The sequence below is a fragment of the Planktothrix sp. PLAVEN19ND genome (genome assembly GCF_057220675.1).
This window is the reverse complement of record NZ_CM170132.1, coordinates 4,899,185-4,911,468: the sequence shown is the minus strand read 5'-3', so window position 1 is coordinate 4,911,468 and position 12,284 is coordinate 4,899,185. Positions and strand designations below refer to the sequence as shown.

At 39.1% G+C, this 12,284-nt stretch carries 15 protein-coding genes; 7 read left to right on the top strand and 8 right to left on the bottom strand.

The features are described from left to right. Window positions 1-43: 43 nt before the first annotated feature. Complete coding sequence (locus tag AC2D3N_RS21095) at window positions 44-607, bottom strand: hypothetical protein (RefSeq protein ID WP_484692044.1); 564 nt, start codon at window positions 605-607, stop codon at window positions 44-46. A gap of 228 nt (window positions 608-835) precedes the next feature. Next, window positions 836-3,931 (bottom strand): GAF domain-containing protein, encoded by a 3,096-nt coding sequence (locus AC2D3N_RS21090; RefSeq protein ID WP_484692043.1) that lies wholly within the window; start codon window positions 3,929-3,931, stop codon window positions 836-838. A 392-nt stretch (window positions 3,932-4,323) separates the two neighbouring features. Here AC2D3N_RS21090 and AC2D3N_RS21085 point away from each other — a divergent pair, with 392 nt between their 5' ends. The 5 genes from AC2D3N_RS21085 (at window position 4,324) to AC2D3N_RS21065 (ending at window position 8,115) form a co-directional block, all read left to right on the top strand. Further along, window positions 4,324-7,074, top strand: coding sequence for a class I SAM-dependent DNA methyltransferase (locus AC2D3N_RS21085; protein WP_484692042.1), 2,751 nt, complete (start codon window positions 4,324-4,326; stop codon window positions 7,072-7,074). Between the two features lie 106 nt (window positions 7,075-7,180). Next, the gene (locus tag AC2D3N_RS21080; RefSeq protein ID WP_269321696.1) at window positions 7,181-7,303 is read left to right on the top strand and encodes a hypothetical protein; all 123 of its coding nucleotides are present in this window, start codon (window positions 7,181-7,183) and stop codon (window positions 7,301-7,303) included. Between the two features lie 21 nt (window positions 7,304-7,324). Beyond that, window positions 7,325-7,537 carry a hypothetical protein gene (locus AC2D3N_RS21075; protein WP_042156661.1) on the top strand — a complete coding sequence of 71 codons (213 nt, stop codon included), beginning with the start codon at window positions 7,325-7,327 and terminating at the stop codon, window positions 7,535-7,537. Beyond that, complete coding sequence (locus tag AC2D3N_RS21070) at window positions 7,524-7,853, top strand: type II toxin-antitoxin system PemK/MazF family toxin (protein WP_484692041.1); 330 nt, start codon at window positions 7,524-7,526, stop codon at window positions 7,851-7,853. Before AC2D3N_RS21075 ends, AC2D3N_RS21070 begins: the two co-directional genes overlap by 14 nt. 4 nt (window positions 7,854-7,857) lie before the next feature. After that, a complete protein-coding gene (locus AC2D3N_RS21065) occupies window positions 7,858-8,115 on the top strand; it encodes a hypothetical protein (RefSeq protein ID WP_484692040.1) in 258 nt (85 codons plus the stop codon). Window positions 8,116-8,261: 146 nt separating this feature from the next. Here the strand turns inward: AC2D3N_RS21065 and AC2D3N_RS21060 are convergent, their stop codons facing one another. Both AC2D3N_RS21060 and AC2D3N_RS21055 read right to left on the bottom strand, forming a co-directional pair. Next, window positions 8,262-8,489, bottom strand: coding sequence for a hypothetical protein (locus AC2D3N_RS21060; protein ID WP_484692039.1), 228 nt, complete (start codon window positions 8,487-8,489; stop codon window positions 8,262-8,264). 36 nt (window positions 8,490-8,525) lie between these two features. Continuing rightward, window positions 8,526-9,101 carry a Uma2 family endonuclease gene (locus tag AC2D3N_RS21055; protein WP_484692038.1) on the bottom strand — a complete coding sequence of 192 codons (576 nt, stop codon included), beginning with the start codon at window positions 9,099-9,101 and terminating at the stop codon, window positions 8,526-8,528. A gap of 98 nt (window positions 9,102-9,199) precedes the next feature. Here AC2D3N_RS21055 and AC2D3N_RS21050 point away from each other — a divergent pair, with 98 nt between their 5' ends. Together AC2D3N_RS21050 and AC2D3N_RS21045 are read left to right on the top strand one after the other, a co-directional pair. Beyond that, window positions 9,200-9,517: a type II toxin-antitoxin system Phd/YefM family antitoxin gene (locus AC2D3N_RS21050; RefSeq protein ID WP_484692037.1), complete on the top strand. Its 318-nt coding sequence runs from the start codon at window positions 9,200-9,202 to the stop codon at window positions 9,515-9,517. Next, a complete protein-coding gene (locus tag AC2D3N_RS21045; protein ID WP_255377737.1) occupies window positions 9,517-9,639 on the top strand; it encodes a hypothetical protein in 123 nt (40 codons plus the stop codon). Before AC2D3N_RS21050 ends, AC2D3N_RS21045 begins: the two co-directional genes overlap by 1 nt. Window positions 9,640-9,710: 71 nt before the next feature. Here the strand turns inward: AC2D3N_RS21045 and AC2D3N_RS21040 are convergent, their stop codons facing one another. From AC2D3N_RS21040 to AC2D3N_RS21025, 4 genes are all read right to left on the bottom strand, one after another. Then, window positions 9,711-10,130, bottom strand: coding sequence for a profilin (locus AC2D3N_RS21040; protein ID WP_027249559.1), 420 nt, complete (start codon window positions 10,128-10,130; stop codon window positions 9,711-9,713). A 45-nt stretch (window positions 10,131-10,175) separates the two neighbouring features. Next, window positions 10,176-10,703 carry a GNAT family N-acetyltransferase gene (locus AC2D3N_RS21035; RefSeq protein ID WP_026793456.1) on the bottom strand — a complete coding sequence of 176 codons (528 nt, stop codon included), beginning with the start codon at window positions 10,701-10,703 and terminating at the stop codon, window positions 10,176-10,178. Beyond that, complete coding sequence (locus AC2D3N_RS21030) at window positions 10,660-11,433, bottom strand: acetate and sugar kinases/Hsc70/actin family protein (RefSeq protein WP_026793455.1); 774 nt, start codon at window positions 11,431-11,433, stop codon at window positions 10,660-10,662. Before AC2D3N_RS21030 ends, AC2D3N_RS21035 begins: the two co-directional genes overlap by 44 nt. Before the next feature lie 253 nt (window positions 11,434-11,686). Beyond that, a complete protein-coding gene (locus AC2D3N_RS21025) occupies window positions 11,687-12,262 on the bottom strand; it encodes a Uma2 family endonuclease (protein WP_484692036.1) in 576 nt (191 codons plus the stop codon). Window positions 12,263-12,284: the final 22 nt, after the last annotated feature.

Here is a 12,284-nt window from a genome sequence, read left to right as displayed (position 1 = left end):
CCTATCTATAGCCGGGAATCGGGAATACCAGAACTAGAATTACTTAAGATTTTTGAATTCTGTTATAGGTGTCCTGAACAACATCAAGTAAGGTTAACACTTGTTGCCATCCGGGATCTCCAGTCCCATTATTACTTTGATGTTCTGCGGTTAAACGGTCTTTTAAATGCTTAAATAAATCATTAACCGATAAAACAATTTCCCTAGAAGCATCTTCTTTATCGTCTCCATTATCGCCCGAATCGTCGTCATCATCTTCAGAATCGGCTGAATCTTCGTGAATATCTTGGGCGGTTTCTGCTAAGGTTAACGCCCGTTGAGCAATATTTTCCGGGAGTTTAGGACGTTCTCCTAAAGCAATCCGAGACAATTCTAGCAATAGTTGACGCACCTGTTCAATCCATTGGCTTTTTTCAGATTGCCAACCGGTGTTGGCTGATTTTTGCAGAATATCCTGGGCTTTTTGGGCTAAAGGTAAGGCTTGAGTGGAAACACTATCAGGTAATTTAGGAGTATCTGCCAAAGAAGCGCGGGCGACTTCAATTAAGAAGTCATGAACTTGCTTGACCCACTGAAGATCGGATAATTGTGAACTTACTCTAGGCATATCTTAAACTCTGGTGATTTTTTACCAATAAATGTGGAACATCAATACACAGTCCTCCATTATTCTCCGCAGGTCGCACTTTGTCTAAGCTGGGGGATTTTGGGCAGATCAGTTCAAACAAATGTTTTCAGGGTTAGATTTTTTTCAATCCCTAACATTGATCTAAAACCCAGTTTATCAAAAAACCGGGTTTAAAAGTTTCAGTCCCTCTCTAGGACAGCTATTGATTTACTTCTCTGTGAGATTCCACACCCCTTCCCAGGTTTCATCCGGGGGTTGGGTGGTTTCATACAGAATACAGCGATCAACGTGCAGTTTAGCCGCCTTATTTTTCGGATCGATTTCTAAAACCGTCAGAAATTCCCGTTTGGCAGTCCTCAAAGATTCTTTGGCTTTTGCTGCAAATTTGCGTTTGGCTAAATCCACCATTTTCCTCAGTTTGGGTAGGGGCATTTCTGCGGCTTCGTCTTCTAACATTTTTTGGGTATTGACATCGGTTGTAAACTGTTTGAGTTTAACGATGAGTAATTTTTTAGTTTCCCGAGGAGTAAATCCTTTGACTTTTTCCGGTAAAATAGCTAAGGCTTCCTCCGTAGGCATCTGTTTAAATTCTTCTAGGGCTAACCGCTTGATGATGTTTTCATCTAACATTTCGGTGAGTTTCTCCAGAGAATTTCTTAATAACATTTGTCCTAATAAATCCTTATCATCATAGGAGAGTTTTTTCAGTTGAACTTCGGAGAGTTCTTCGAGTTCTTCTAATAACGGGACTATTTCTTCTGCGGTTAATTTTTCCGTGGCGGGTTTGAGGTAATATTCCCGTCCGAGATGATAGTGGTCGATGATCCCCTGTTGTTTTTCCGAAATCGGTCGGACTAATTTCCCCTCCCGAATACCGACGAGTTCATAAATTCTCACCGGTTGGCTTTTGCCTTTAACGGTGATGAAATCGAGTTCTCGGACAATTACCTTGTCGGCATAATGGATATAGGTATTCTCACTAATCACGATATCCGTGCCATATTGTTTACTGGTTCCTTCTAAACGGGAGGCGAGGTTAACCCCATCTCCAATCGAGGTTAATTCCATCCGTTTACTTGACCCAATATTTCCCGATACCACTTCGTCGGAATGGAGACCCATACCAATACCAATGGGCATTAACCCCTCGGCGACCCGACCTTCATTGTATTCGGCCAAACGGTAGCGCATTTCCACGGCCGCTTGCATGGCCATCCAGGGATGATCCACCAGGGGGGCCGGAGACCCAAACACGGCCATTAACGCATCTCCGATATATTTGTCGAGGGTTCCTTTATAGCCCAATACCGTGTCCACCATCTCCTCAAAATAGGAGTTGAGCATGGTGACCACTTCTTCGGCTTGCAGTTTTTCGGTGAGGGTGGTGTAGCCGCGGATATCACTAAATAAAACCGTCACCTGTTTGCGTTTTCCACCTAACCCGGTATCGCCACTGGCTAATAGTTGTTCGGCGACTTCTGGGGTCATGTAGCGATACATGAGGTTCTTAATTTCTTTCTCCCCACTAATATCTTCCATCACCACTAAAGCCCCACTGACTTTTCCGGGGTTGTTAATATCGGACATGGAATTAATCGATAAATTCACGCTGCGAGAGGATTCATTTGTCCCGGGGAATAGGGTTTGATCGGGGTAATATTGTTGCCGATCTTTGGCATCTTTTGGAGCTAAGGCGGCATCGAACCATTTACTAAAATCTCCGTCTTTGACCTGAATTAAATCTCGAACAGAACGCCCTTTCACCACATCTTCCTCTCGGATTCCTAGGAGTTCCATGGCACAATCATTAGTGGCAATCATGCGACCTTCTTTATCCGTAGAAATCACCCCATTACTGAGCGATCGCAGAATATCTTTTTGCCGTTGTTCCTGTTCTTTGACTTTTTGGAACAATTTGGCATTTTGTAGGGCAACCCCCGCTTGAATATTAAAAGCCTGCATGAATTCTAAATCATTCGTATTAAAGCTGGCTTTCCATTGTTCCGGTGCTTCTGGCCAATTTTCTGGATCATAGGGAGGGTGTTCTCCTTGTTTTTTCTTATTAATTAATTGAGTCACCCCAATCAGTTGATTATCGGCATTATAAACGGGCGTACATAACATACTGCACGTCCGATATTTGGTTTTTTGATCCGTTTGTTTAGAGGTTTCGGAACGAGGATCGTTATACAGATCAAAAGGAATTAATAAGGGTTCGCCACTTTGGGCCACAACTCCCGCAAATCCTGCCTGTCGAGGAATCCGAATTTCTACTAACTTTTCATTAATCGGAATTTTTGTCCAAAGTTCGCCTTTTTCTTCATCTAATAACCAGAGGGTACTGCGATCGGCATTCATTAATTCTTTTGCCTGATCCATAACATTTTTTAGGGTTTCCTCTAAGTCCAAACTACTCTTACTCAGGGCATTAACCGCATTCATTAATGCAGCCGCCGCCCGTTGTCTGACCGTAGCGGCATAAAAGGAACGGGAGGACTCTAAAATTAGACGAATTGAAGGAACAAATTCTTCAAATATCTTTTCATCGTTAGCCGTAAATCCCTCTAAATCTATTTTTTCATCTAAGGGATCTAGGGGGTTAGAATGGAGTTTTAATTTATTCAGTAATTGTACCACCGCTACCAAGCCATCTTCATCATTTAAAAGAGGCATAACGACCATCGTATAAGTCCGATAGCCATTTTTCTGATCCATTTTCTTGGCGGCGGCCGAACGCGGATCGTTATAAAAATCGTAGGGAATATTAACCACCGTTCGAGTCGTCGCCACTTCTCCGGCGATTCCGGCCGTGGAGGGGATTCTCAATTCTAGGGGTTTACCATCCTGTCCACCCGCGACAATTGACCAAAGTTCGTGTTTTTCTTCATCTACTAGCCAGATCGTTGTCCGATCAGCATTCAAAAGTTCCCCTATTTTAATCGTAATCGACCGCAACATCTCATTCAGGATTTCCTCAAACCCCTGGGCATCGAGCAGATTATTCAGCATCGATAGGGTTTGATTCACGGTTTTTAGTTTTTCCTCAACCTCTTTAACCACAATTACGAAATTGTCTTTGGTTAAAGGGGCTAGAAAAGAGGAGAAATTACCTCCACCTCCACCAGTAGGAACTAAACTCCCATTCATCGAACCAGATGATTTTTGCTGTGGGGTCTCACCCCCCACTTGGCTCATATTCTTTCGATTAGCTGTAGACTCCTCAACGGGCGTTACATCAATCACTTGGGATGAAACCACCGTTGATTCTCCTGATATAGAATTGGTCGGGGATGCAGATTTCATAGGGGTTTAAGACATAGATGGGGGTTCAAACCGTCTTTTAGGGAAAAATCAATATTTTTTTAAGTTTTGAACTATCAAAGGAAAATAGCCCATAGATAATTACTGTTTACCAGTTTACGTTGAATATTGACAAGTTGCTAGATTTAATCCCATGGGGCTTAAGCCCGGTTTGTCAAGCCATTATTCCACTTAGTATAGATTCTTGTCTGTGTTTTGTTCTACCAATTTTGAAAAAATAGGGCCACAGGTAATCGGGATCACAGATTTAACAGGATTTCACTCACTCATTTTAATCGCTCAGGACTTAGGCAAGCAAGCTATATATAGTGTACTTGCCTAAGTCCTGTGATAGTATAAAAATTGCCTAAAATCATCCCTTAATATTTGCCGATATGCCTCTAAGTTGGAATGAAATTAAGCAAAGGGCGATCGCATTTTCTAAAGAATGGGAAACCGAAACTTCAGAGAAGTCAGAGTCACAATCATTCTGGAATGATTTTTTTAATGTGTTTGGCATTTCACGGCGGCGGGTGGGAAGTTTTGAGCTACCGATTAAAAAGGCAGATAATAAACAAGGCTTTATCGATCTTTTGTGGAAAGGGATGATTTTGGTGGAGCATAAGTCTAGGGGTAAGGACTTAGATAAGGCTACACAACAGGCAAAAGATTATTTTCCCAATTTAAAAGAACATGAATTACCCAAATATATTTTAGTTTCGGATTTCCAAAAATTCCGGCTTTATGATTTAGATACGAACGAAACTACAGAGTTTGATCTAAAGGATTTTGTTAACCATGTGCATCTATTCGGCTTTATGGCGGGATATGAAAAACGGGTTTATAAGGATGAAGATCCGGTTAATATTGCGGCGGCGGAATTGATGGGAGAACTGCATGATCGCCTCAAAGAAATTGGCTATAGTGGGCATGATTTAGAGGTGTATCTGGTGCGGCTTTTGTTCTGTATGTTTGCCGATGATACGGGGATTTTTAATAAGGGAATTTTTTGGGAATATATCGATTTGCATACCAAGGAAGATGGCAGTGATTTGGCGATGCACATTGCTTCAATTTTCCATATTTTAAATACCCCCAATCAGAAGCGGTTAAAAAATTTAGATGAAAATTTAGCGCAGTTTCCCTATGTGAATGGGAAGTTATTTGAGGAGACTGTACAACCTGCGGCCTTTGATCAGCAGATGCGTGAAATGTTGTTAAAGGCTTGTGCATTTGATTGGGGTAAGATTTCCCCGGCAATTTTTGGGTCAATGTTTCAGGCGGTAATGAATCAGACGGAACGGCGTAATTTAGGAGCGCATTACACATCTGAAAAGAATATTCAAAAGTTGATTAAGCCGCTTTTTTTGGATGATCTTTATATTGAATTTGAGAAGGCTAAGGGTAGTAAGGGCAAACTAGAAGCATTACATAAAAAGATTGCAAATTTACACTTTCTCGATCCTGCCTGTGGTTGTGGTAATTTCTTGATTATTACCTATCGGGAATTGCGAGATTTAGAGATTCTGATTTTGTTGGAATTGAATAAAAGTGGGCAGTTAGTGACGGATATTAGCTCAATTATTCAAGTGGATGTAGATCAGTTTGCGGGGATTGAATATGATGAATTTGCGGTGCGGGTGGCTGAGGTAGCGATGTGGTTAATTGATCATCAGATGAATGTGAAGGTGAGTAATGAGTTTGGGCAGTATTTTGTGCGGTTGCCATTGAAGAAATCCGCGAAGATTGTGCATGGTAATTCGTTGCGGATTGATTGGGAGTCTGTTGTTGCAAAAGAGAAGTTAAATTTTATTTTGGGTAATCCTCCATTTGTCGGTAAAAAAGAGCAAAATAAAGAGCAAAAAGTTGATATGGAAAACGTATTAAAAGGCATTAACGGTGCTGGCTTGTTAGATTATGTAACTGCTTGGTATATCAAAGCAGCCCAATTTATTCAAAACACTAATATTTGTTGTGCTTTTGTAAGTACAAATTCAATTTCTCAGGGAGAACAAGTTGGTACTCTTTGGCAGGAGCTTTATAATCGTTACAAAATTAAAATCAATTTTGCTCATCGTACATTTAGTTGGAGTAATGAGGCTAAAGCTAATGCTGCTGTACATTGTGTGATTATTGGTTTTGGATTGCGGGATATTGAAAATAAAAGAATTTTTGATTATATGGATATTAAAGGTGAGCCATCAGAGAAAAAGGTTAAAAATATAAATCCTTATTTAGTGGAGGGAAATAACAACTTTGTTTTATCAAGAAGTAAGCCTATTTGTACTGTTCCTGAAATCATAAAGGGTAGTGAAACGACTGATGATGGTCATTTCCTTTTAACTGAAGATGAAGTTAACGAACTAAAGCAAAACTTTCCAGAATCTAATAGTTTTATTCGGTTATTTGTTGGTGGCGGAGATATTATTCGTGGAAAAGTTAGATATGCTCTTTGGTTAAAAAATGTTGAGCCTTCTTTAATCAGAAGAATTCCACTGTTAACTCAAAAAATTGAAAACGTCAAAAAATTTAGAGAAAGTAGTCCTAAACTGCGTACAAGGCAATGGGCAAAATTTCCTACACTTTTTTCTGAAGATAGACAACCGACTACTGATTTTTTAGCACTTCCAAAAGTTTCATCTGAAAGGAGATTTTATATTCCATTTGCATATTTAACATCTGACTACTTAATTAACAACACAGTCTCCTACATACCTAATGCAGATAAGTTTTTGTTTGGAATACTTCAAAGTGAAATGCACATGACTTGGGTAAAATATGTATGTGGAAGGACTAAAAGCGATTATCAATATTCAAACAAGATTGTTTACAACAACTATCCATTCCCTGAAAACGTCAGCGACAAACAAAAGCAAAAAGTAGAAACTGCCGCCCAAAAAGTATTAGACACAAGGGCAAAATATCCCGATAGTAGCCTCGCCGATCTTTACGATCCTCTCACCATGCCGCCCGACTTAGTAAAAGCCCATCAAGCCCTAGATAAAGCCGTTGATCTTTGCTATCGTCCCCAACCTTTTGTTAGTGAATTAAATCGCATTGAGTATTTATTTAGCCTCTATGAAGCCTTAAGTGCACCATTACTTAAAGTTGAGAAGAAAAAGCGAGTTAAGAAGAAGGATAGTTAATAAATTAGTTGATGTGGCGATCGCTATTCCTGTGAGTCGTGATTATTAGGCGATCGCTTTTGCTGTATTTAGATGTAAAATTAGATGTACAGATAGTGCGAACCTTATGGCTAACTTGCATCAAGGTATTACCGAGGCGAAATCAGCATTTTTAGGCGATCGTGATGTTTTGGCTGTTGAGGGGGCGATCGCTCTAAAACCCAAACCGAACTCTATGTTAGAATTTTAAATATTTTAGTATCTACACAATATGAAAAGCCAGTTATTAAAATTAGCTTTTGAAATAGAGCTTCAAGACGGAGAAAAATTTACAATACCTAGCTCCATAATAGAAGGAATCGGCAAAGGTAAATGGCTTATTACTATTCAGCCAAAATCAGAAACAGAAACAGGCGATCGCGCCCATGATGCCTTTTTAAAAAGTTATTCGTCAGAAGATGAAGGATTATATGACGACTATTAAGGCAGGAGAAATCTGGGTTGCATCAATTCCTTTTACAAATGGCATATCTTCAAAAAAGAGACCCGTATTAATTCTTTGGCTAGATGAAGCCGATCTTATATTAGCAGCAGTGACATCTGCACAGCCGAGAACACAAACCGATGTTTTACTAAAAGACTGGACAACCAGTGGTTTACGAGTTGCCTCAACTGTGCGTTTATCACGACTTGATTGCTTAGAGAAATCTTTACTAATTACCAAATTAGGGCAGCTATCTCAAGAAGATGCTGATAACTTGCGTGAAGTATGGAACACTCATATCAAACCTCAGTTCTGAAATAATGCGATCGCGGTTTGATTTTTTTGAAGTGGCGATCGCTATTCCTGTGATTTGTGAGTTTTGGGCGATCGCAATTTTAAAATTTAATCAACAAGAAGAAGGCGTTGCCGAAGGCACTGGGAAGCAGACCGCATTATTTCTACGGGAAATTTTTGTAAAATCCTTCTCGACTCTCTATTTTGAGAATTTCGATAACTTCCCTATCCCAAAAAATTCCAATCCGATAGCTGTAGTCAAATTTAATGCGATAATATCCTGAGAAGCCTTTTAGTGCTTCAAGATCGGGAATTTCGGATAGTGATTGAGAAGTTCCAATTGCTTCAATACATTTTCTGACTTTTGCGAGAATTTTTGGGTTGTTAATTCTATCTAAATCTTTTTTGAAGCATTTGGCAATTCGATATTTCATTGAGGCAAACTCTCCAAAAGAGATTGAGACTCTAATTCAGATAAAAATCCTTCTTTTCGAGAATTTTCACAAGCTAAATAAAGGATAAAGTCTTCTAATTCAGAGGAATTATTTTCAAATAAAAGTTGTAGAAAGCCTTGTCGGATTTCTAGTGGTAAGGTTAGAAAGAGGCTATAGAAACCTGTGCTAGTTAGCAAATAATCTGTAATTTCTGTTTGATTCACGGCTGTTTTTTCCTTTTTTACACTATCTCTATAATTTTACCAAATCATCCCCAAGTTTAACACAAAACCCTTTAAAATATCTTCCCCTGAAACCGTAGCAGGAGAATCTAAAATCTCAACCTCTTTTCCGGGTCTATAAATCTCTACTTGACGAGATTTACGATTAATTAATATACCCAAACGCACACCATTATCTATATATTCCTTCATCTTTTCCTGTGTAGTTTTCAAACTATCACTAGGAGAAAGTAACTCAATTACAAAATCAGGACAAATAGGAGGAAACTTTTGTTTTTCTTCATCGGTTAAAGCATCCCATCTTTCTAACTTGATCCAAGAAGCATCAGGAGAGCGATCAGCACCATTAGGCAATTTAAAACAAGTCGAAGAATCAAAAACTATACCCTCCTTATTTTGCTCATTCCAAATCCAAACTTGAGCAGTAATACCCGCATTACGATTTCCTGTTTCTCCTCCCGTTGGTGGCATAATTATTAACTCTCCATTGGCATTTCTTTCAAATCTCAATTCCCGGTTGTTTTGACATAGTTGAAAAAACTGCTCATCAGTCATTTCTATTAATGATTTCAAATTGACAGTTAAAGCATTCATAGTCCTATCCTCATTGAATGTTCGGGGAGAAATTTTAACTATCTCATATCCTATTATATATTATATTCCTGTGAGTCGTGATTATTAGGCGATCGCTTTTGCTGTATTTAGATGTACACTTAGATGTACAGATAGATTCAAAAATAATGCTATCCAATATTCCGATTACAGAAGCAAGAAACGAGTTAACCTCATTACCTGAAAAGCTTGCCCAGCAAGGCGGTACACTGGCAATTACCCGTAGAGGCAAGCCCGTCCTAGCCGTGATGACCTGGGAACATTACGAAGCAATACTCGAAACCATAGAAATACTTGGTGATGCGAACCTTATGGCTAACTTGCATCAAGGTATTACCGAGGCGAAATCAGCAGAAGGAATAGATTGGGAATTAGCTAAACGAGAATTAGACCTGTAATGTATCGCGTCGTTATTCAACCTACGGCTTTCAAACTATTAAAAGAAATTAGCGATCGCCCTAAAAAGCTATTGAGATTAGGGCTGTTAGACGAGTCAGACGAGGATCAAGATGATGATTAAAATTCAGAATTAAAGCATAGAATTTTGGGTATTCAGAAGTGATAGAAAAAGCGATCGCACTCGGCATCCTGTTACATTCCCACACTTTCTAAATAATCTGCAATAACACCCACTGCTTTATTCGTGTTTCCCTGTTGTGAGCCTTCTAGCGTATGACCAATAACAACAGCCGATTTGGATTTTTGTATCGTTATCGCGCCAAAACCTTTCTTTTTTGCGAAGGCTACCTTACCATCCTCTCTCAAGAATTGATATTTCACACCTTCTAACACGATACCATTGGCCTGCGCTGACGAGAAATCACCTGATTTCATCATTTGAGCAATTTTCTGTCCCTCCGCAGGTGTAAGTTGAATACCATATGGATGATTTGGGCTAGTCCATGATGCTCCACCATCTAGAGAAATAATAGCTGCTTTCCCACAGTGAGCTTTCCCTGTGGAATCATTTGATTGTGCACACAAATTGTCAAGATAACTGTCCCAAGACATATAAACACCTCTTTAATTTAATTAGTTTTTAGTTTAGTTTTTAGTTTACCATATACGTTGAAAATACATGGGGGAATTTTCAAAATTCGCACACAGATTTTTACCCTTGTCAGAAACCAACAAGATCATTCTCATACTAGCATACTGTTGGTAATTGGTAGATGAGCCAATTCTGGTGACAGAATTGTTCTGTGCTTCCCAGCCGTTTGAAGCATAAAACGATTCAAGCCGAGGTTCGCAAAAAAGTAACCCAAGATCAACATCGTTGCATAGGATATAATCCGTCGCTACTTTAACGATTTGTTTGCCATATCCTTTGCCCCGAAATCGCGGCAATGTTAATAAATTGGATATCCCACAAACCTTGTACATCTGTTCTAAATACTCTAGATCGACTTGAATAACTTCTGCCCGGCTAATTAGTTCGTCATTTTCCATGATCGAAAAGTGAATTGAAGCCCAACAGCAGACCGCATTCGGTTCAATTTTTACTAGGCGGATTGTTTGTTGACCAATATTTAGTCGAGCATTAGAAACATTTTCTATGAATAATAGTTGGTCCAGATTCGTCATATTCCTGTTTACTAACCCACATTTGTTCAAAAGTAGATGAAGACGCAAAAATTGAGCCACCAAGCCATGTTAAGATTCCACGCTCTGGAACAGCGATAATTTTAATTTTCATGGTGGGCGGAGCTAGGGCAGAAATTTTGTTTTGCATTGTGTTATCGATGCCTGGAACCATGGTACCTTCGCCGGAAAAAATGATATTGGCATACAAATCCTTATGAATATCTACATCACATTTCATTATAGAATTATAAACATCTTCAAAAATACCATTAGATTCTGTATTGCCGTCTGCCCAAACAACAGCAGCATAAGGTAGCGCATGTCCTTCATAGACAGGAACTACATAACTTACGTCGCCTTCGGAATCAAATACTATTCCTGTACTGCGCCCACTGCCACACACAGCCAAAACAGGTCGCATCGCTAAATACATAGCAGGAACATTAAATGTTTCAAATAAAATCTGTGTTAGTTTTTCTCGATTTGTCTTTGGATTCAAAGGCGCTTCCGTTATCAATACGGGATGTTCCTCTGGTGCTACTCTGAGTTCATGATAAAAAGTTTGGTGAAGATTTTTCTCGATGTCATTCCAATTTGTAACCATACCATGTTTCATGGGGGTGTTTGAATATGGACGAACAACAAGCGGACTGCCATCGCCTGCCAAACCAGCTTTAATCATATTCGCCCCTAAGTCAACTACAATTGGCGCATAATCCATATAATCCATATTGTTCTCCTGATTTTTAGTTGTGGTTAACTATCAATTATCTTGTAGGTTACATGATAACCAAGATTCAGCACTTCTCAATATATCTTTTTATTTCTTAACCCACCCAAAGGCATCTTTACGAAAAACCTTCATTTGAGAACTTCATCATAAATGACAAATGGCGTATTTGTTTTGAGTGGACAGAAACAGACGATTCAACCTCGTTCATCTATAAACAATCAGCCGTTAGTTCAAGTTTAGATAGATAATTTTACCAAATCCTCCCCAAATTCAAAACAAAACCCGTTAAAACATCTTCCCCCGAAACCGTAGCAGGAGAATCTAAAACCTCAACCTCTTTTCCTGGTCTATAAATCTCTACTTGACGAGATTTACGATTAATTAATATACCCAAACCCACACCATTATCTATATATTCCCTCATCTTTTCCTGTGTAGTCTTCAAACTATCACTAGGAGAAAGTAACTCAATTACAAAATCAGGACAAATAGGGGGAAACTTTTGTTTTTCCTCATCAGTTAAAGCATTCCATCTTTCTAACTTTATCCAAGAAGCATCAGGAGAGCGATCTGCACCATTAGGCAATTTAAAACAAGTCGAAGAATCAAAAGCGATGCCAGTACCATCAGCATCAGTCCAATTAAATAATTGTTGATTTAGTCTACCGTTACGATTTCCCGTTTCTCCTCCTGTTGGTGGCATAATTATTAACTCTCCATTTGCATTTCTTTCAAATCTCAATTCCCGGTTATTTTGACATAGCTGAAAAAACTGCTCATCAGTCATTTCTATTAATGATTTCAAATTGACAGTTAAAGCATTCATAGTCCTATCCTCATATATTATT

Excerpts from the sequence above, each read along its gene's own strand:
- AC2D3N_RS21025 (WP_484692036.1), bottom strand. The coding sequence starts at position 12,262 with ATGAATGCTTTAACTGTCAATTTGAAATCATTAATAGAAATGACTGAT.
- AC2D3N_RS21075 (WP_042156661.1), top strand. The coding sequence starts at position 7,325 with ATGAAAAGCCAGTTATTAAAATTAGCTTTTGAAATAGAGCTTCAAGAC.
- AC2D3N_RS21055 (WP_484692038.1), bottom strand. The coding sequence starts at position 9,101 with ATGAATGCTTTAACTGTCAATTTGAAATCATTAATAGAAATGACTGAT.
- AC2D3N_RS21095 (WP_484692044.1), bottom strand. The coding sequence starts at position 607 with ATGCCTAGAGTAAGTTCACAATTATCCGATCTTCAGTGGGTCAAGCAA.
- AC2D3N_RS21085 (WP_484692042.1), top strand. The coding sequence starts at position 4,324 with ATGCCTCTAAGTTGGAATGAAATTAAGCAAAGGGCGATCGCATTTTCT.
- AC2D3N_RS21045 (WP_255377737.1), top strand. The coding sequence starts at position 9,517 with ATGTATCGCGTCGTTATTCAACCTACGGCTTTCAAACTATTAAAAGAA.
- AC2D3N_RS21040 (WP_027249559.1), bottom strand. The coding sequence starts at position 10,130 with ATGTCTTGGGACAGTTATCTTGACAATTTGTGTGCACAATCAAATGAT.
- AC2D3N_RS21070 (WP_484692041.1), top strand. The coding sequence starts at position 7,524 with ATGACGACTATTAAGGCAGGAGAAATCTGGGTTGCATCAATTCCTTTT.
- AC2D3N_RS21090 (WP_484692043.1), bottom strand. The coding sequence starts at position 3,931 with ATGAAATCTGCATCCCCGACCAATTCTATATCAGGAGAATCAACGGTG.
- AC2D3N_RS21080 (WP_269321696.1), top strand. The coding sequence starts at position 7,181 with ATGGCTAACTTGCATCAAGGTATTACCGAGGCGAAATCAGCATTTTTA.
- AC2D3N_RS21030 (WP_026793455.1), bottom strand. The coding sequence starts at position 11,433 with ATGGATTATATGGATTATGCGCCAATTGTAGTTGACTTAGGGGCGAAT.
- AC2D3N_RS21065 (WP_484692040.1), top strand. The coding sequence starts at position 7,858 with ATGCGATCGCGGTTTGATTTTTTTGAAGTGGCGATCGCTATTCCTGTG.
- AC2D3N_RS21035 (WP_026793456.1), bottom strand. The coding sequence starts at position 10,703 with ATGACGAATCTGGACCAACTATTATTCATAGAAAATGTTTCTAATGCT.